We start from the raw sequence: 20,164 nt of genomic DNA on the forward strand, positions 1-20,164 counted from the left end.
GAATAAAGGTGATTAATTGGTAAATGTGTAAAGATAATTTGCAAAGAAATTCCATAACGACACAATTACTATTGCGCATGCTTTAGCAACGTAGAAATTCCATTTCAATTTATCATTTAATATATAGATAAGGATATTGCTTAAAGCGAGTCCGACTAAACAGATCATAAAATACTTACCAAACTGAATCATCGTTGCCGCATCGTGACTATTGAAGGTCCAAATTCGGTTTAACCCATAATTGGTTGCTGTGGCTACGATAAAGCCCAATGAACTCGAAATGTACTTATGAATTTTTAGTTTTTCTTTGCAGATGTAGGTTACCGTGAAATCTACAATCAGTCCGACAAAACCCACAACACCGAATTTTAAAAGTTTAATAAAGAAAGCATAATTAAATTCAATGGCTAAAACAGGGGTCATATCTACTACTTTCAGCAAAAATAATATAATAATCATACAACTTCGTTTCCTTTCATTATTTTTACTACCAAAATAAGCACGTGCTCAATTTATTTAGATACAAGATCCCAGGTAAGTATTCTGAAGAATTTAGGAATATTTACAGTTATACGAACGTTAAACAAGTATCCTATTTAGGTGCTGTTTTGTTTGCTATTGCTATGACTGTAAGATTGATTTCTATTTTTTACAGTAATGAATTGGCATCAATGCCCAATTTAGTTAATTATAACATATTAAACTGGGTACAGCTTTCGGGTTCAACTACATTTATTTTACTTAGTCTTTATGCATCGAGATCTTCTCACTGGAAAACAACAGGCAGAGAAATACTTGTACTTGTATTTTGTTTATTTGTCCTGACAACATCTTTTGCTGTCAGCTTCTTCTTCTCTCAATTTAACCCAAAAAACACGCTTACCATTTTCCTTACCGGGGTTGTTGCGGTAAGTGTTTTCTTTGCGCTTGATTTAAAAAAGATCCTTCTTATTTCGATTTATATCATTTGCCTCTTTATTGCGGCAATGGTTATTCCCGATATCAGTGCACAGCAAAAGGTACTCAACGTAATCATGTCGGGTGTGCTTGCATTTTTCATGTATGCCTGTTCCAGATATAGTTATTATTTTAAAGCGGAACAGTTTGTAAAAGTAAAACAGCTGGAAGAGAAAAACCTGGAGGTACAATTGTTAAACCATCAGAAAAGTGAAATACTTGGTTTTGTTGCCCATGACCTTAGAAATCCGCTCAATAACATTGAAGCATTAACAAGAATTGTGATTGAGGAGGTTCCTGAACAGGCAAGCACAGAAATGCAGCTTATTCTGAGTTCTACACGCCAGGCAAAGAGCATAATCGATGATTTGCTGGAGATTGCACAAAATAACCAGGCCCCTTTCCATCTTCAGAACATGAACATCATTACGTTTATGGACAACATTTGTAACAACTGGCAAAAGAACCTGAATAATGAACGTAAGATTGTGTTTAACTCATCTAACCAGGAGTTAGTTGCCGCGGTAAATCCGTCAAAACTAACCAGGGTAATAGATAACCTGATTGGCAATGGCCTGAAATTTTCAAAGTCATCGACGCCCATTAATATAGAAGTAACAAGTTCTGAGAACACCTGCATTATTCGAATCACTGATTTCGGCATTGGCATCCCCTCGAACTTACAACAGCATCTTTTTGATCAGTTCTCAAAAGCTGGAAGACCAGGACTTAGGGGCGAAAAATCGATCGGATTGGGACTTCATATCTCAAAACAAATCATAGAACAACATGGAGGTTCATTAACTGTAAGTAGCAGGGAAAATGAAGGTACAACCTTTCAGATTGCTTTGCCTTTTATTGCGGCATAATTACCTCTTATTTTAAAATAGGAATGTTATATTATTTTTTTTTTGTGCCGGGGGTATCCAATTGTAAACTCTTCCTGTCTTACTATTAAATCAGGTTATAATCATGAATTTACAGGAAGTAAAAGAATTATTAGCATTAATGCCATCAGGCAACTTTACAAAGCAACAAGAAGACGCTTTAGTAGAGTGGCTTGACAGTGCTGAAAAATCTGAATATCTAATTGTTATGAAGTGGTGGGAAGAAATACTGGAGCAGAGAAATGACCATGAGGTTGTAGATCCCGGATTAATTTCAAGAATAGAGGCAGGACTAAATCATATTGAAACATCATCTGTAATTCCCCTTCAAATCAAAAGACAGGAACCTCTGCAAAGGAGTTTTAAGATGGCCCTGGCTATTGCCGCGTCTTTATTTGTGGTTTTGTCTACAGGTTTGTTTTTTTATTTTACAAAAAATAGCACTCCTTCTCCTGATCAAATAAGTCGGAGTCAAATTTCAAATGATATTAAACCCGGGGGAAATAAAGCCATATTGACGCTTAGTGATGGAAGTAAAGTAGATCTTAACGATGTCCATACTGGTGGTATTGTAGCAAATCAACCAGGGATCAGAATTGTTAAGAACAAGGATGGCCAATTGATTTATAATATTATCAGTAATAGTAAATCAAATACAGCCGGGTTATACAACACTATACAAACCCCTTTAGGCGGACAGTATCAGGTAAATCTTCCCGATGGAAGCAGTGTGTGGTTGAATGCCTCGTCATCGTTACGATATCCAGTAAATTTCGAAGGTGATGAACGAAGAGTAGAACTTACGGGTGAAGGTTATTTTGAGGTTGCTAAGAATAAAGAAAGACCATTCAGAGTACAGACCAGGAATCAGGTTGTTGAAGTTTTGGGAACTCATTTTAATATAAATAGTTATGAAGAAGAGGAGCATACAAAAACCTCTTTACTGGAAGGAAGTGTAAAAGTTCGGTCTTTAATTAATGAAAGAACAACTGTTTTAGTTCCGGGACAGCAATCTCTGCTTAACGATTATTCTATAAATGTGAAATCGGTAGATGTAAATGAGGTTGCTGCCTGGAAAGACGGATATTTTGTATTTAATGCAGAAAGTATTCCATCCGCAATGCGCAAGATAGCCCGTTGGTATGGGCTGGAAATATCGTATGAAGGAGATATAAATGATAAAGATTTGGCGGGTTCGGTATCTCGTTCTACAAATGTATCTGAAGTGCTTAAAACGTTGGAATTAACAGGAATCGTGCATTTTAAGCTTGAGGGAAGAAAAATAAAAGTTATAGCGAATTAAGTGTTTTCTATGAAAACCAAATAATAAAATCAACTAACCGTAAACCTAAACCAAGTATAAATATGAAGAAATAGAGACCCACCACTCTTGGTTGTTCTGGTATAAACCGGGAGGTGCTTGGAACCACCTCACCGGCATAGTCTGGACCTAACCTAAATAATTTTCGAAGACCATTTATTGTCAATCCAAACTAAACAAAAGTATGAATAAAAATACTCATTGCAGGCCAACCTATGCACAAAGGTGGCCAGGCATTAAAAAACAGATCATCATGCGCATTAAGATCATAGCCGTGTTAATGATTGCTGCATTTTTACAGGTTAGTGCGAGCGGGTTTGCCCAAAAAATCACTTTATCGGAGAAAAATGCTTCTTTGGAACAACTTTTTAGTAAAATAAAAAAACAAAGCGGTTATACTTTTTTATATAGCCCGAGATTAATTAAGAATACAAAACCGGTTTCCCTTATAGTAACCAATGAACCATTGGTAGACGTTCTTGAAAAATGCTTTGATGGGCAACCACTGACATACGCGATCAATCAGCATACAATTGTTGTTAGAAAGCGGGAAGAGGAATCAACCCTGACTGATATTCAGTTTAAGCTATTCAAAGGAAAAGTTGTTGATACTAAAGGCATGCCTTTACCTGGTGTAACAGTTAAAGTAAAAAATAAAAATACGACAAAATTAACTGACGCTAATGGTGATTTCAGCATAGATGTTGAAGATAATGATGTACTGATTTTAACCTATGTAGGCTATAAAAGAAAAGAAGTAGCTGTAAAAGGAAAAGAAACATTAAGGATTAGCCTGGAAGAAGATGAATCAGAACTTAAAAATGTAGTAGTTATTGGTTATGGTAAACAAGATAAACACCTTAACCCAAGTTCCATTACCCGTGTTGATGGAGAAAAACTGCAAAACAGACCAAGTGGCTCTATTGAAGGCTTATTGCAAGGACTTGCGCCAGGATTGATAGTTCAAAACAATTCTGGTCAGCCTGGAGGAAGAAGCAAGATTTCTATCAGGGGGGTATCGGACTTTTCCAGTTCTGCTAATTCAAACGTGGTAAGTACGCCATTATTTATTATTGATGGAGTGCCAATGGATCAGGATTCTTTTAACCCATCAAACCCAAGACAAGCAATTTCGAGTGTTTTAGGAGGATTAAATCCTTTCGATGTAGAGAGTGTAGACGTATTAAAAGATGCCGCTGCAACAGCTATTTATGGTTCAAGAGGTGCTAACGGCGTAATCATCATTACTACAAAACGTGGAAAGGCAGGAAAACCTATCGTAACCTTAAACACACAATTTGGAGGTAGTACTCCGCCTCAACTGCGAAAAACATACGGTGGATCGGCAGAGCGTAATTTTAAGCTTTATTTATTTAATGCCTACCAGAGTTCGAAAGTTGGCGGTGGAAGTTCTAACCCGCCAATTGAATTGACAGATAGCTTGAATAGCTTTTACAATAACAACACCGACTGGCAAGAGCTCTATTTTAGAAATGCCGCATTATATAGCGTTAACCTTGGTGTTAGTGGCGCAACTGAAAACGCAAGTTACCGTTTAGGCGCAGATTACTATAACGAAAAAGGTGTGGTATTAAGCTCTGGCTACAAACGTTATGCATTATCCTATCAAGGTATTTTTAATCCCACAAAAAAGTTAACAATTACCGGTAGGGTTAATGTCAATCAACAAGATGCAGGTCAGCGCCGTGGAGAGACGTTTAATGCTGCTGTAATTGGCAATAACTTTTCTTCTTCATTTGCACCCGGACCGAAATCAGGTTATTACGACGCCTTTTTAGAATCTTACAATAAAGGTGTTAATATTGATTTAACGAGAAATTTATCTGCCCAATTAGAAGGGAGTCTTGATATCACAGACTATCTTAACGTATCGTCCAGAGGTTCTGCACGCTATAGTTTCTATCGGACAAGAAATTTTAACCCATCCGCGGCAAATTTAAATGGTAAGGCTTCAGCGTCATATTATGCTCAGGAAACCTTAGATCTTTTGAGTGTGACCAACGTTAGATTACATCACACTTTTGCGAATGCACATACTTTTGATTTCTTAATTGGTACTGATATCAACACAAATGGTATCGATAATATTTATGGTAGTGGAGTAAACGGACCAAACGATGCTCAGCAGGTTATTCAAGGCTATGCCCAATCAGACATTACCTTACAAACAAATAACATTACCTATGGATTGTTATCATATTATTCAAGGTTATCTTACGATTATAACAAAAAATATATATTTCAGGGTGTAATCCGGAGAGATGGTTCATCCAAGTTCGGGAAAGACAAACAATGGGGTGATTTCTTGTCTGCCTCCGCAGCCTGGGTTTTTACGAAAGAAAATTTCTTTGCAAACAACGTAGGCAGCTGGTTTAACTTTGGTAAGTTAAGGGGAAGTATTGGTAAAGCAGGACAACAATACCAGGATAATTATCTGGCTTTAGGTGCTTATAACACAGGCGCCGCCAGTGGTGCCCTTGGAACCTATAATGGCTCGCCTATATTGGCACCAAATTATGCTGGTGCTAACGGCTTACCAATTCCAGATTTGACCTGGCAAACTTCAAAAGACTACGGAGTAGGTTTAGATTTAGAATTTTTTAACAACCGTTTGAGTGCTGCTTTTGATTACTACCGTAAAACTAAAGACGGATTCTTGTTTACAACTCCTTTAAGTAGCACAAGTGGATATACTCAAAAAAGTGTAAACAGTGGGGCAGTACTGAACACAGGTTTCGAGGCTGGCATTACAGGATACTTGACTGCACCAGATAAAAGGCTGCAATATAGCATGACCTTAATTGCTACAACTAATAAAAATCGATTGACCAAACTTCCAGACTTCGGAAGAAGTATTTCGAGAACAGGTTATTCAATTGGAGAACCTTATTTACAGCTTGGTAAGCCATTAAATGGTTTTTATTTATTGGAATATCTGGGCGTTTTTCCTGATGAGGCCTCTGTGCCTATTAACCCTTACACCGGGGGTAAATTGCGTCCGGTTGGTCCTTTTGCATCACAGGATCCGTACCATGCAGGAGATATTCATTTAAGGGATGTAGACGGAGATGGTCGAATAGACGGAACCGGAAATAGTGATAGAGTTTATATGGGCGATCCTAATCCTAAGGTTACCGGAAGTTTTTCAAATACTGTTTCATTTCGTTTAAAAAACAATTCATCATTTCAGTTTAGTTTCCTTCTAAATTACTCCATAGGTAATAAAGTGTACAACAAAGTATTAGCAGACCGAATCAAATCGGTAAGCTGGACAGCTAGTAACAACGTAAATTATCCTGGAGGGCAACGTAACCTTCTGGATGTTTCTGATCTTGATGTGTGGACACCAACTCATACCAATGCGAAATTCCCTGTACTAAACCCTTGGCGCTACTACCTTTTCTCTAGCTACGATTTTATTGGTAATTACGAATCGAATACTTCTTTATTCTTAGAAGACGGAAGCTTCGTAAGGTTAAGTAACGTTACTTTCGGATACGATTTTTCGCCTAAGTTTTTACAAAAAACTAAAATTAGAAGATTACGTGTTTTTGCCGGATTAGAGAATTTATTTATCCTCACCAAATACACTGGAGTTGATCCGGAAAACGTGGATGATTATGGTTACGATGTTGGTAACGGATACCCTGTTCCGAAGAAATTTAATTTAGGTTTCAACTTTGAATTTTAATCACATGAAAAAAGATAATTTAAGAAAAATAGCAAGCCTATTTTTAATATACAGTTTGCTGCTGTGTTCATGCCAAAAAGCGCTCGATCCAGAAGTGATACAACTGCCTACGGCTGATAATGCGATTCAAACAGCGGCTGATGTTGATAAATCTGTCGCTGCCGCCTACTCATTTTTACGTTCGGTATTGCCAGATAAAATATTTTTAATGGGCGATGTCCGGGCAAACACATTCGAAAGCTATAGCCAATCGGTTAATACAAGACCGGAAACACCAATTGCGACCAATACAATTACAGCGCTTTTAAATGATAATAATAAAGGTGGAGATTGGAGTGGATTTTATAGGGTTATTGCACAATGCAATTTGGTGTTAGAGAAAATTCCTACGATTCAAAATTATGATTTGAGCGCTAAACGCAGGAGTTTGGGCGAAGCCAGCTTTTTAAGAGGATTGACTTATTTTTATCTTACCCGTTTTTGGGGAGACGTTCCAATGAGCCTTAAAGCTGTAGATGTTGACAATATTCCCAGAACGCCACAAGCAGAGGTTTACGATCAGATAAAAAGGGATTTAGATGTAGCAATTGCTAATCTTGATCCTTCCTATTCTGGAGGAGATAAGGCAGTTAGAGCGACAAAAGGTGCTGCCTGGGCAATCAAGGCCCATGTGCTGGCTTGGTTACAAGATTACAGTGGTTCAGAAAAACTTTGTGATAGTGTAATTAACAATGGGCAATACAGCCTTATTACCGATACGACCCAGTTGTTAAAAATCTTTATTGGAAAATCTCAGGAAGGTATTTTCGAATTAAATTTCGATGCTACTTTAAAAGAGGTACAAAAAAACAAAGTGTATAATCGTACGTTGGGAAGACCATGGTACAAAGACCAATCAGATGGTGGTGGTGGTACAGAATTATATTTACTATGTCCACCAGCGGCGTTATTAAAACAAATGTTCGCGGCTGGAGAAGTTGACGGACGTAGATCTACCTGGTTAACTAATTCTACTCTAAATAACAGCCCTACCCGTCCATATTTAGGCAAGTACAGAACTTTACAGGTTCAAGGTGACACCACATCTCAAAACATAAACGAATCCAATATTATAATCACCCGTCTGGCCGATATTATGTTGCTAAGAGCAGAGGCTTTGGCAAGCTCACAAGTAAACCGACCAGCAGACGCCATAGTTTGGTTAAACAAAGTAAGAGAAAGAGCAAAGGCTAGACTATATACGAGTGGCGGTAGTCTGCAAGACACCATTTTGCTAGAGCGTAGAAAAGAACTGCTGGGCGAAGGACAAATATTTTTTGATTACGTTAGAACCAGAAAACTTGCAGCTTATTCTAAAATAACACAGGCAGACTGGTACACTAAAGGTGCGTGGTTGCTGCCAATCAATCCGGGTATCATATCCCAAAGTGGTTTTATAATTACTCAAAATACCTTCTGGCAATAATTATTAAATTTTATTTAAAATTAGTATGAAAAATTATATATCAAAAAAGAACATCATAATAGCCTTTAGCTTTATATGTCTCGCAATTGCTTCATGCCAAAAGACAGACTATTTTAATGATGGTGGATTATCTAGGCAAACAGAAGCAGAAAAAAAAATGACTACGTATGATTTTTTGGCGAGCAGAAACAATCATATGTTCGATTCATTAATTAAGATCATCGACCTGACAAATGGGAAAGCACTCGTTAACCAACCTAATATTACATTTTATGCATGTCCAAATTCGGCAGTAATGAGGTTTCAACGGAGATTCCTGCCTTCAGATAAGCAAGCACCCAGACCTCTAAGTAAAATTGGTGTAGATACCTTAACTATGCTGCTGAAGAGGTTTATCCTTGTAAATAACCAGGTTTCTTTAGAGCGTGCCGTTGCCGATAAAAATAAAGCTTATAAGGATAATAATGCCGATAGTCTAATCATTTATGGTACAAGCGGCATTACCAATCCGGGCAGTTCGGTAAGAACCAGTGCGGACTATATGACTTATGAGCATCGAAAAATAAAAGTTATAGATTCTATCAATTATTCTGCAGGTATGCAAACCCACAATCTAATTACCGCAAATGCCATTTTACATGTTTTAGGTAACGGTGCGAATTTTAGCGGGGGTTTAAAATTGAAATATTTTAGAGTAAACGATAATTAATAGAAAATTATTTATGAAAAGAATTTATTTGAGTTCTTGTTTGCTATTTGTAACAGGAATGGCATTGCTTACAGCATGTAAGAAACAAGATAAAGTTGGGTTTATAAGCCCGACAATAGGATATACAACTAAAACTTTAACTGTAACCACCGGTCGGGGAATAATTATGTCGGCAGCTTTAGCCACAGACGATTCTACCAAACCGCTTGAAGTGAGTATCGCGTCTATCCACGATCAAAGCGGAAAAGTGCTCACAGAGTTGATGAATTATAAAGTGGACACCTATTATTGGACCGGTACACCTACAGGTTTAGAGACTTCGTTAGATCAAATTAATATGATCAGGATCCCGGCTAAAAAACCGGCGATAGATATTAATCCAACCAATGGTCAGATTATTATTTACGCTGAAGCCAATGATCCGAATATTTTTCCTCAGGGGCGTTATATTTTTGATATAAAAGTAAAAAATAGTGGTGGTGAAATGATCATTAAAAATGCATTAACCATAAATACAACGCCTGCGGGGCCTTATTCATACTCCTTCTCAGGCGTAGATAAAATAGATGGTCTGGATGTTAAGTTTGAAAAAACAGCAGCCTCAACCGGGCCAACTAAGCTGATTATTAAAACACTTAGAAATGATGACACCCCGATAGATCCCAAAACACTTTTAGGGTACGAATACGGTACAGCCGCAAATCCAAACTTAAAAGATTGGCATAATTTAGGACTTCAGAAAATAGTTAAATATACCGAATTTCCTGACCGTTTGGAGATTGAAACTGAGGGAACTCCGATTCCCGTTATTGGTGGTTTGCCAACAGGACAAGGTATTCCAATTTGGGGACAGCGGATAGATATGTACAACAACGGCAGCGCTATTGGAAGGTACTTCAACTATTGGTTCGATTTTGCAATTTTGGAGCCTGGAACCTGGAATATTACCATTAAACTGAAATACTAGCACTCATTTAGTACTTTAAAGTTCCATTTGCCCATCGATATAATATCGGTGGGCATTTTTTATATCTTTTACTTATTTACGAATTGCGGCAGCTATACAAAGCACAATAAATGCAGTCAGATCTGTATGTAAAAGGAGATATTCCTTTACATGCCTGGTAGCCGAATACAATTGTTTTTTAACCATTGATTTAGAGATTTGTAATTCATTCGCAATCTGATCCTGAGACAATTCCTCAAATGTACTCATTTCAAAGACTCGCTTACGCTTTGGTGGCAAAGCGTCTATTGCCTTCTTCATCACTTCCTGATATTGGGCATAGATGAAATTGTGATCAGCACTGTTTCCAGTCGTATCAGTATGATGAACAATATATTCTATAGCTTTTTGTTTTACTTTACTGTGTTCATGCAAATTAATCAACTTGTTCCTCGCCATGCTATAAAGATAGCTGTTAAAGGATTTTATCTTTGAAAGATCCTCTTTACGCTCCCAGATTTTCATAAACATATCATGAAGGATTTCTTCGGTATCCTCTTTGGAAAAACGTACAAACGGGTAGATGTACTTATATAATTTAGGAAGATAAAAAGTATACAAAGTCGTATATGCTGCCCTGCTGCCCGCCGAGGCTTCCTGAAGAAGTAGTAATTCTTCTTTAAGTGCAGTTCCCACTTTACTTTCCATATTTAGGTTAATTCAATAATTGCGTTAGTCTCAAATTCAAACATAATTAAAAATATGTAACAATATACTATACAAATGAATTTCTCTACGTGCTATATTTCAACCACATAGAGTAACCTATTGTTTCGACAGACTAATTCAGATTAAATTTATCATTGCTTATTTTAACCACATTGGATGTAAAAACGATTCCCACAATTAAAATACCAATAAGAATAGCTAACACCAACTGGAAGCTCGAGTAAATTTTATTTCCCGAAACCATAAATGCAGTATCTTTTGTTAGCTCTTCGCCAACCTGCCGTTGAATTCGCATCAATTCCGATAGCTTCTGAATGATCTCACCAGGTGCATTTCGGCCGAAAGTCTGATACATCATTCTGGCCTTCTCCAGTCCTTGTACGGAGGCCGCATTCAAAAGCCTGTCTTCTATCCTATTGTGCCCGGCTAACCAAGCTTTAAGTTCAGTGATTTTTAGTTTTTCCTGTTTTACCAGAAAGGTTTTTTCATAATCTTTAATCAGAGAGTCAATCGAAACATTTATTCTGTCCAGCTTTTGCTTCAAATCTGCTTCATTAAATGTTTGCGTAGTTGAAGAATAAAAAACCTCTTCTACTAAAGAACGTTTTTGATCAACATATTCTGCAATATAAAAAAGGTCAGTAGCTGGTATCAGTCTGTCGTTGTATAACGACACAAAAGATTTGTTCATACTTTTCACACTTTTATCTTCTAAAAACCTGATTAGTATGGTGCATGCCATGATGCAGAACAACAATACCGCGATCTTCATTTTTTGTTTTACAGAGTATGCAAATCTCATATAGTCTTTTATTTTAATAGTTAGTATTGATCCTCGGCAGGAGCTAAAAACAGATTAGCTGCAAAATTTACTAAAAATAATTCTCTTTTCGCTCTTGTGACCCCAGTATATAGCCATCTTAAAAAATCCATATCTACCATTTCGTCCGTTAAATATCCCTGATCTACAAATACAGCATCCCACTGCCCTCCCTGGGCTTTATGGCAAGTTACAGCGTAAGCAAATTTAATTTGCAGGGCATTGTAATAAGGATCTTCTTTAATTGCAGTAAATCTTTCTTTTTTATTTTTAATGTGCTCGTAGTCCAGATTAAGTTCTTCAAACAGTTTGTTGCTCTGCTCGTAGGACAAATTAGGCGCTTCTATGGTTAGCGTATCGAGCATTACTTTACAGGTTACGGATCCAACGTCAGGAAAATCCAGGAACTCCAGCTGTACTTCAGCAAAACGAAAACCATACCTTTCTTCTGTGCGCCTTACCCTAAGCACCTTGGCCATATCACCATTAGCGATAAAAGCTGCTGATTCATTTTCAGGCAGCCAAAAATAATTATTCCTCACCACCATAATCTGATCTCCACCAGTGAGTTCTTCTTCCCGGTAAAGTAAACGCGCACGGATCTGCTGGTTATACACATTGGCCGACTTGTTAGATCTGCAAACAACAAGCGAATTTTCAATTCCGAATTTACTATAGGCATACTCTAATCCTTCAACTAGTTTTACGCCGGTCATCCTGAAAATATCCTTGTAATTTTTAGTAATGAATTTCGGCAAAACCACTTCTCCGTTATCTTCCATTTCCAGCTCATTGATCAAACTCCTAAGCATAGTCGCATTTGCCAGGATACCTGATTTCTTTTCCTGCCTTACCACCTCCTTAAGCTCTACAGCTTTAACCATCATACCAAAATTTGCAGCCATATACTCCGCATTTAAAGCTGGGCTATCAATACTTCCTACTGGTGGCAATTGTGCTGTATCTCCAACGAATACAGCAGCACAGTTCTTCCCGTTGTAAACAAATTCCATCAGATCTTTCAGAAAAGAAGATCCTGTATGGGTAATCCATTCATCGGCAATCATCGATGCCTCATCAATAATAAATAAGGTATGCTCAGCCAGATTGGGCGCAATTTGAAAAGACAGGTCGGTGGCTACTGCCGAACGCTTTCTATATATTTTCTTATGAATTGTCAGTGCTTTTTTACCCGTATAATTACTCATTACCTTTGCCGCCCTTCCTGTAGGTGCTAACAATATGGAACGTAATTTAAATTTTGATAATGCCTTTACTAAAGCACCTACGGAAGTAGTTTTTCCAGTCCCCGCATATCCTCTTAATATAAAACACTGACTACCCAGGTCATGCGATAAAAAAGAGGCCATTTCTTCACAAAATTCCCGCTGTTCTGCTGTCGGATTGAATTCATATGAAGCCTCTATAATTGCTGCTTTATCCATTTAACAAATATGCAATGGTGATCTTATAGAAAAAAGGATTAATTTTGCTAATATGGATAATAAAAACAGCATACTACTGGTTGATCCGGAATTTGACCTGAATACGGCTGCAGATTGTGATCTGTTGTTAAAAATAACACCAGACAGTTTCTCTTATGCCATCATTGACAAGAGCTGCAGACAACTTAAAGCAGTATACGATGAACAGGAATGTGATAATGTTCCGGCAACACTAGCAGCCAGACTAAAAAACGATATTTATTTAACGCTGCCATTTAATGAAATTAAAGCTGCTGTCTATACAGAAAATACGATAAATATTCCAAATGATTTGTATGATCCTGCACAATTGAACCAATACGCCAGGTTCTTTACCGGGGATCAATCCAATAATTTATATACAAGACCTTTTACAAATTTCGGCTTTACTTCGATCTTCAGTCTGCAACAGTTTACAGAAGATACACTTGTTACATCGTTAAAAAATTGCAGGTTATACACACATAGTGCCCCGGCATTAGCACTGGCATCGCATCATGACAAAACAGTACTACTGCTCGATTTTACAGCCACATCTTTCAATGCACTCTATACAATTGGAGAGCAATTGATCTTTCAGAATTATTATCAGATTGATAATGCCGAAGAATTTAACTACTACCTGCTGCTGATTATTAGTCAGATGAATGTTGACACCTCAGTTGCTGAACTACACATAAGTGGGATTATCCATCCTGGTGATGAACACTACCAATGTATCGAAAAGTACTTCAATACCATACACTTCAATTTACCTCCTATTGAGGAAATTGACCACAAAATTTTAGATGATATGCCTGCTCATTATTACAGCAGTCTGCTAGCCCTTGATTTATGCGAATAATAGGAGGAAAATTAAAAGGTATTCGCCTTAATGCCCCTGAAAGTTTACCCGTTAGACCTACCACAGACATGGCCAAAGAGGCTTTGTTCAATATTCTATATAATACTTACGATTTTGAAGAGTGCGAAGTCCTCGATCTTTTCTGCGGCACTGGAAATGTAAGTATAGAATTTGCATCCAGAGGAATAAAAAAAGTTACCGCAGTTGACAAGCATTCTGGTTGTGTATATTGGGTAAAGTCTGTTATCAGTAAATATGATCTGACAGAAATTGATGTACAAAAAGCAGATGTATTTAAATTTCTGGAACTCCCTCAGCAAAGCTACCAGATCATTTTTGCGGATCCACCTTATGATTTACCAACCATTCCACGTATACCGGAACTGGTTATGAAGAATAACTTACTTACTGATAATGGTTTGTTAATAGTAGAACATCCATCTTTACTAAAAATGAAGGACCAACCTGGTTTTAAAGAGACCAGACGTTATGGAAATTCTTCTTTTAGTTTCTTTGAAAAAAATTAACCGCTATGAAGATTGCATTGTTTCCAGGATCATTCGACCCAATAACCATCGCCCACGTTGATATATTAAAACGTGCTTTACCTTTATTTGATAAGATTGTTGTTGGCATTGGGCTAAATAGCTCAAAACAAAGCTTTTTATCTGCAGAGAAGCGTGAAGAAATTGTAAATACAGTATTTGCAGACACCAGGAATGTAGAGGTAGAACTTTATGAAGGTCTGACCGTAGATTTCTGCAAAAAGATCAATGCAAACTACATGGTAAGGGGTATCCGTTCTGTTGGTGATTTCGAATATGAAAGGGCCATAGCACAGATTAACCAGACGATGATGCCTGAAATGGAAACCATTTTCATATTGAGCAAACCGGAGTATTCGGCGATCAGTTCAACCATTGTGCGCGATATTTTGCGCAACAATGGCGATGTAAGTAAGTTTTTACCAAAGGAAGCGATCCAACACCTATAAAACGCGTTGCGGTAATAATTCTCCTGCTTCCAAAACGTCCATAATTGACGGATAAGTATTGGCAACCACTGGTTCAAGCTCAGTTTTGCTTAACCAGCTTGCTTTGGTTATACCTTCTTCTTTTTGAGGGACCAGTTTTGGCTCGCCTTTCACTGTCATACGATACCAGTTGGTTTTCTTTAATACTATTTTAGCACCTAAAGTGTATACATGATAGGTTTTACAGAGTTTCTCATCATTGGTACTGATCTTCACACCGCATTCTTCTTCTACTTCACGTACCGCAGCCTCTTTCATTCGCTCTCCCTTTTCTACTTTCCCCTTCGGCAGATCCCATTTTTTGTTTCGAAAAATAAACAGGTAGTTCCCTTTTGAACTTGAGACCAATCCTCCCGCAGCCTTAATAATCAAGCAGCTTTCTTTAATTTTAGTAAATACTGCTTTCGGATCTTCAGTTAACAGCAAAAAAGATTTACCTGGCAAATTACCAAGTTGTTTGTAAAAAGTTTGAAAATTAAAACCCAATACAGTCAATTGCTCTATTTCTTCAACGAGTTCAGGTACGTTAGCTGCTATATATAAGGTATGGTCGTTGATGTAAATCCTATAAGTCTTCATAATAAATGGCTATTAATTTAAAAAGGTCTATCTATAACTATCCTAACGCAGATTCCACAGATGAAAAACCGAATTTTAAAAGTACAGAATTACACCGGAAAAATAATTCGATTTCTTAGAGTTTATTTAAACCATACATAACTATTTACTTCCAGATCATATTTTCTATACGCGAGAAGTCTCAATTTAGAGGTACTGCTGCATCATTTCGATTCCACTTATTTCCCGTAGTCTAAACATTGCTTTGCCTTTTGCACGGCGGATGGTTTCAGAACTCAACCCCATCACCTCACCAATATCGACATTTTCCAAAGGCCTGCCCCCTCCCATTCCGTAAGCCATACGAATCACTTCCTTTTCTCGTGGACTAAGCACATTCATCATCATTTCTATATTGATCCGCAGCGCATCCCGCTCAAGTTCCGAGTCAGGCCATATCGACGTTGGGTCTTCCATTGTATGAACCCTACACTCCTGATCATCATCATTAATTGCTCCATCAAATGAATAAGTATAACCCAAATAGGATAAACAATCGAAAATACGTTCATAGGGCAATTCCATAGATTTTGAAATTTCCTGTAACGTAGGCCGCCTCTGCAGACGCTGCTCCAGCAAATCGCCAACATTCCAGAAATCAGCAATTGTCTTTAATTGGTTCATTGGAAGCCGGATCATACGCTTATGCAAACCGATGCTGTGCAGGATAGCCTGTCTGATCCACCACACTGCATAAGAAATAAATTTAAAACCTTTGGTTTCATCAAAGCGTTCTGCTGCCTTAACCAGACCAATGTTTCCCTCCGAAATTAAATCAGCCAGCGACATGCCCGGCAGCTCATACTTTTTAGCTACTGAAACAACAAAACGTAAATTACAATTTACCAGTTTTTCTAAAGCTGCACCATCACCCGAACGGATCTTTTTTGCCAAAATAGCTTCCTCTTCTGCGTCGAGCAGTGGATACCTCCCTAAATCCCGTAAATAACGGTCAACTGAATCGCTACTGCGATTGGTAACGGATCTTTCTATTTTAATTTCTTTCATATAACGCTGAGTCATTTGTTATTGCCAAAAAACCAAAGTTCTAAAGACATTTTCTAAAAGACCTACATTCTAAAAAGATCAAGCCGTTCCACGTAAAACAACATAAAAAACAGAATTAAATTCCACGAGCTACGATAAAAAAGCAGCAAAACAAAATTTCATAATGAAAGCTACCGTTCATATACTTCAAATCCCGATCTACCTAAAAATTCTTTATCCTACTGATAATCAAGTGAAGCCAAAAAAACCTTTTATCAGCGGATTTATTTAACGATATTTGTAGCCATAGGAACTAATTATTTAACCGAGCATTTTCTTCAATTTCATATACTGTCTGACTACATAGTTTAGCATAGTATTAACACAAATTGTAAAGAATTCTGTATTTTTGAGCCATGTATAATAAAAGTGATATTGAATTAAAGGTAGCTGAATTTTTATTACAAATAAAAGCAATTAAGTTACAACCTAACAACCCGTTTACCTGGGCTTCGGGTTGGAAATCCCCTATTTATTGTGACAATAGGATCACTCTTTCCCATCCATCTGTAAGAACATACATCAGACAGAAACTTACCCAATTGATACAGGAAGAATTTGGCTCTGTAGACGTAATTGCCGGTGTTGCAACTGCTGGTATTCCACAGGGTGCCTTGGTAGCCCAGGAACTGGGATTACCTTTCGTGTATGTCAGATCTAAAGCCAAAGAACATGGAACAGGGAGTCTTATTGAAGGTGAAATTATTGAAGGACAAAGAGTAGTTGTAATAGAGGACCTGATCTCTACAGGTAAAAGCAGCTTACAAGCTGTTGATGCGTTGAGAAATGCAGGCCTTTCTGTTGCAGGTCTTGTAGCTATATTTACTTATGGATTTGATCAGGCTGATGAGAATTTTGCTGCTGCAAAATGTCGTTATGCTACCTTATCTAACTACAATACACTAATTGATTATGCTGCTGAACACAGTTTTATCGCTCAAAAAGACGTTGATCTTTTAACTAAATGGCGCAGAAACCCAGCAGAATGGGCTAATGAATTAGAAAAACTAACCTGATCAGTATGACAGTTATTGAAAGTACAACTGAAGTAAATTTGCCGGTAGAAAAAGTATATGCTTTTTTAGCAGATATGAATAACCACCAGCAATTAATGCCTGAAAATATCTACAACTGGTCTTCAACTGAAGACGAAGCCAGCTTTACGATACAAAACATGGCAAAACTAGCTATAAAAATAACCAGTCGTGTTGAAAACAAAGAGATTATTGCTGTTCCAACGGAAAAAGCTCCTTTTGATCTGGAGTTAAAATGGGCGGTAGCAGACAATGGTAATGGAGGCACAACCGCATCCCACATCATATCTGCCGATCTGAACATGATGATGAAAATGCTCGCCGCCGGTCCGCTGAAAAAATTAGCAGATCATCAAACCGAAAGATTAGCTGAAATATTAAAATAATATAAAAAAAAAGGTGCCTTAAAGCACCTTTTTTTTTATATTATTTATATTGTAAAGTATATTCAAAATCTATAAAAGGCAATAAAGTATTTGTACGGATATTAGACACGCTATCGCTTTGTAAAGGATTTACATCATCACTAAAGAAACCGTTGGCTAATGTAATTACATGCTGCTTTACCGGATAAATATACCCTCCTTCTTTACTGTTTAACCATCCCACACAATCGCTCAATTCTCCATTCGCATCAACGTCTAAGTAAGTACGCGTAATATAATAGGTTTTACCAGGTTCAATTACTACAGGTCGCTTTAATGGAAAAAATTCAATTCCATTCGTATTTTTCGGACTTATAAAACAAGTGCTTAATGCCCGGTCTTGCCCTACCTGCCATAATGAGATGCTATAAGAAAGCCCCGCTTTCCAGCTCCGGTATCCTACTTTTGTAATAGCAATTAGCTTTTCAGCATGAAACACACAACCATGCGTTTTCATATCCATAGCCAAAAGAGTTTTATAGCCATTTTGAAAAACAAAATAAGACAACACTGTTTTTAAGGCATGAAAGCACATAGGTGCTTCAGGAAACTGCTGTGCAATTATAGAAAAAGGAATGCCAGCCAGAGAAGAAATGAGCTTTTTCATAACATATAGGGTTAGGTTTACATGATATCAACCTAAGTCCGTATTTGTTACCCCTCAAATTACATTTATTCTAAAAATCTGCGAGTTTCATCTTTTTCATTACTATAAGAAATCCAATAGCGGTTAACAACAACACAATTGCTGTTCCATACCATAACGTCTCAAAACCATAAATGGAGGCAATCCGGGTTCCTACAAAAGGAGAAAACACATGAGCTGCCGAAAAAGACAAAGCATTAACACCCATATAGGCACCCCTCGTTTTTAAAGACGAACGTTGCAAAGTAACTGTTGCCATAAATGGCATGGCAAGAATTTCAGCTATACAAAGTACAAAAATAGAGACATACAGCACCCATATTCCATGGGTCAGATTAAGGATTAAAAATGAAAGACCACATAATAAAGTACCCCACACAATAACAGCTCTTGCTGTCATTCTTTTTTCAGCAATATGCACCAGTAACATTTCCAGCAGAAAGACCACCAACCCACTAAAGGCCAATATCACTCCGATATCTGCTTCAGTAAGCTTATAGACTGTTCTGTAATATAAAGGAAGTGTGCTCAGTAACTGAAAAAAACAAATAGCGAATACACAGCTCAACACACTAAAAAGCACAAAGAGCGTATCTTTATAGGGCGATCTGTTCGTGCCCGGATCTTCAGCGACTTCCTCATGCACGATAGCCTTTTCATTCCCTTTTCGGTTACGGAAGTAAACAAAAAACAACAATGCCGAAAAGAATGCTGCAATTGCGTTTCCATAAAATAGAAAAGTATAGGAGATTGCTGCCAAAAAACCTCCAAGCGCAGGTCCTATCGAGAATCCGAGATTTAAAGCCATCCTGTTCAAAGAGAATGACCTGATAATGTTATCGGGTTTTGAATAATATGCAATAGAAACAGAGTTTGCCGGTCTGAACGTTTCAGAAATAATACTCAGCATAAATACGCCAATTGCCAGTTTTACTACGGTATTTAGCTCAGGCAATAAAAAGAACATAGGCACAGTGAGAATTAAGCTGGTCAGCTGCACTTTAAAATGCCCAACCTTATCCGTTAACCAGCCACCCAGAAAAGAACCTGCTACCGCTCCCACCCCGAAACAGCTTAACACGGTACCGGTATCTTCCAGGCTAAAATTTAGATGATTAACCATGTAAACGCCCAGAAAAGGAATAACCATTGCCCCACTCCTATTAATCAACATCACCAGGGCCAACATCCACGCTGGCGTAGAAAGCCCTTTATAAGCATCCAGATATAATCGTATAAATTCTCTCATTTTTATGCCCGCGAAGTTCGCAAATTTAGCCGAGTTTAAAGTCATTAATAATGTAAATGCAAGGCTACAAAAAGCCATAATTTCTTTTACCCTCCCTCCAACACCCCTCTTTCCTGGCTGCATGATATCGAATTCAAACTGCCCTAAGTTCATTGTACAAACAAGGTAAAGAATTAGATTCCGGAAAAAAAGTCATAAACAAATAAAAAACAACGACAAAATTTCCGATTTTTAACTA

19 protein-coding genes are annotated in these 20,164 nt (G+C 37.5%); 11 read left to right on the forward strand and 8 right to left on the reverse strand.

Annotated features, from left to right (window positions below; all coding sequences use genetic code 11):
• Positions 1 to 12: 12 nt before the first annotated feature.
• Complete coding sequence (locus R2Q84_RS05475) at positions 13 to 459, reverse strand: GtrA family protein (protein ID WP_316815522.1); 447 nt, start codon at positions 457 to 459, stop codon at positions 13 to 15.
• Between the two features lie 44 nt (positions 460 to 503).
• Here R2Q84_RS05475 and R2Q84_RS05480 point away from each other — a divergent pair, with 44 nt between their 5' ends.
• From R2Q84_RS05480 to R2Q84_RS05505, 6 genes are all read left to right on the forward strand, one after another.
• Positions 504 to 1,826, forward strand: a complete 1,323-nt coding sequence (locus tag R2Q84_RS05480) for a HAMP domain-containing sensor histidine kinase (protein ID WP_316815523.1) — start codon at positions 504 to 506, stop codon at positions 1,824 to 1,826.
• 103 nt (positions 1,827 to 1,929) lie between these two features.
• Positions 1,930 to 3,147: a FecR family protein gene (locus R2Q84_RS05485; protein ID WP_316815524.1), complete on the forward strand. Its 1,218-nt coding sequence runs from the start codon at positions 1,930 to 1,932 to the stop codon at positions 3,145 to 3,147.
• A gap of 202 nt (positions 3,148 to 3,349) precedes the next feature.
• On the forward strand, positions 3,350 to 6,877 hold the full coding sequence (locus R2Q84_RS05490) for a SusC/RagA family TonB-linked outer membrane protein (protein WP_316815525.1): 3,528 nt from the start codon (positions 3,350 to 3,352) through the stop codon (positions 6,875 to 6,877).
• A 4-nt stretch (positions 6,878 to 6,881) separates the two neighbouring features.
• Positions 6,882 to 8,342, forward strand: coding sequence for a RagB/SusD family nutrient uptake outer membrane protein (locus tag R2Q84_RS05495; protein WP_316815526.1), 1,461 nt, complete (start codon positions 6,882 to 6,884; stop codon positions 8,340 to 8,342).
• A gap of 25 nt (positions 8,343 to 8,367) precedes the next feature.
• Entirely contained in the window at positions 8,368 to 9,051 is a 684-nt protein-coding gene (locus R2Q84_RS05500; RefSeq protein ID WP_316815527.1) for a hypothetical protein, read from the forward strand.
• A gap of 13 nt (positions 9,052 to 9,064) precedes the next feature.
• Positions 9,065 to 10,018: a DUF5007 domain-containing protein gene (locus tag R2Q84_RS05505; protein WP_316815528.1), complete on the forward strand. Its 954-nt coding sequence runs from the start codon at positions 9,065 to 9,067 to the stop codon at positions 10,016 to 10,018.
• A gap of 72 nt (positions 10,019 to 10,090) precedes the next feature.
• On the opposite strand, the gene R2Q84_RS05510 is transcribed toward R2Q84_RS05505, so the two are convergent.
• From R2Q84_RS05510 to R2Q84_RS05520, 3 genes are all read right to left on the reverse strand, one after another.
• Positions 10,091 to 10,705, reverse strand: a complete 615-nt coding sequence (locus R2Q84_RS05510) for an RNA polymerase sigma-70 factor (RefSeq protein ID WP_316815529.1) — start codon at positions 10,703 to 10,705, stop codon at positions 10,091 to 10,093.
• 133 nt (positions 10,706 to 10,838) lie between these two features.
• Positions 10,839 to 11,528, reverse strand: a complete 690-nt coding sequence (locus R2Q84_RS05515) for an MCP four helix bundle domain-containing protein (protein ID WP_316815530.1) — start codon at positions 11,526 to 11,528, stop codon at positions 10,839 to 10,841.
• 20 nt (positions 11,529 to 11,548) lie between these two features.
• A complete protein-coding gene (locus tag R2Q84_RS05520; protein ID WP_316815531.1) occupies positions 11,549 to 12,991 on the reverse strand; it encodes an ATP-dependent RecD-like DNA helicase in 1,443 nt (480 codons plus the stop codon).
• Between the two features lie 52 nt (positions 12,992 to 13,043).
• Between R2Q84_RS05520 and R2Q84_RS05525 the strand changes: the two genes are divergently transcribed.
• The 3 genes from R2Q84_RS05525 to coaD are packed head-to-tail and all read left to right on the forward strand — an operon-like array spanning position 13,044 to position 14,868.
• On the forward strand, positions 13,044 to 13,874 hold the full coding sequence (locus tag R2Q84_RS05525; RefSeq protein ID WP_316815532.1) for a DUF3822 family protein: 831 nt from the start codon (positions 13,044 to 13,046) through the stop codon (positions 13,872 to 13,874).
• Positions 13,865 to 14,401, forward strand: coding sequence for an RsmD family RNA methyltransferase (locus R2Q84_RS05530; RefSeq protein ID WP_316815533.1), 537 nt, complete (start codon positions 13,865 to 13,867; stop codon positions 14,399 to 14,401). Before R2Q84_RS05525 ends, R2Q84_RS05530 begins: the two co-directional genes overlap by 10 nt.
• A gap of 5 nt (positions 14,402 to 14,406) precedes the next feature.
• Positions 14,407 to 14,868, forward strand: a complete 462-nt coding sequence (gene coaD, locus R2Q84_RS05535; RefSeq protein WP_316815534.1) for a pantetheine-phosphate adenylyltransferase — start codon at positions 14,407 to 14,409, stop codon at positions 14,866 to 14,868.
• On the opposite strand, the gene R2Q84_RS05540 is transcribed toward coaD, so the two are convergent.
• The gene (locus tag R2Q84_RS05540) at positions 14,863 to 15,486 is read right to left on the reverse strand and encodes an NUDIX hydrolase (protein ID WP_316815535.1); all 624 of its coding nucleotides are present in this window, start codon (positions 15,484 to 15,486) and stop codon (positions 14,863 to 14,865) included. The two genes, coaD and R2Q84_RS05540, sit on opposite strands and share 6 nt — an antisense overlap.
• A 186-nt stretch (positions 15,487 to 15,672) precedes the next feature.
• The gene (locus R2Q84_RS05545; RefSeq protein ID WP_316815536.1) at positions 15,673 to 16,533 is read right to left on the reverse strand and encodes an RNA polymerase sigma factor RpoD/SigA; all 861 of its coding nucleotides are present in this window, start codon (positions 16,531 to 16,533) and stop codon (positions 15,673 to 15,675) included.
• A 395-nt stretch (positions 16,534 to 16,928) separates the two neighbouring features.
• On the opposite strand from R2Q84_RS05545, the gene pyrE reads away from it, so the two are divergent.
• Complete coding sequence (gene pyrE, locus R2Q84_RS05550) at positions 16,929 to 17,588, forward strand: orotate phosphoribosyltransferase (RefSeq protein WP_316815537.1); 660 nt, start codon at positions 16,929 to 16,931, stop codon at positions 17,586 to 17,588.
• A gap of 5 nt (positions 17,589 to 17,593) precedes the next feature.
• Positions 17,594 to 17,992, forward strand: a complete 399-nt coding sequence (locus R2Q84_RS05555) for an SRPBCC family protein (RefSeq protein ID WP_316815538.1) — start codon at positions 17,594 to 17,596, stop codon at positions 17,990 to 17,992.
• Positions 17,993 to 18,032: 40 nt separating this feature from the next.
• Here the strand turns inward: R2Q84_RS05555 and R2Q84_RS05560 are convergent, their stop codons facing one another.
• Positions 18,033 to 18,638, reverse strand: a complete 606-nt coding sequence (locus tag R2Q84_RS05560) for a hypothetical protein (RefSeq protein ID WP_316815539.1) — start codon at positions 18,636 to 18,638, stop codon at positions 18,033 to 18,035.
• A gap of 70 nt (positions 18,639 to 18,708) precedes the next feature.
• A complete protein-coding gene (locus R2Q84_RS05565; protein WP_316815540.1) occupies positions 18,709 to 20,079 on the reverse strand; it encodes an MFS transporter in 1,371 nt (456 codons plus the stop codon).
• Between the last annotated feature and the right edge of the window lie 85 nt (positions 20,080 to 20,164).

It is taken from the genome of Pedobacter nyackensis (assembly GCF_032678475.1).
GTDB lineage: Bacteria > Bacteroidota > Bacteroidia > Sphingobacteriales > Sphingobacteriaceae > Pedobacter > Pedobacter nyackensis_A.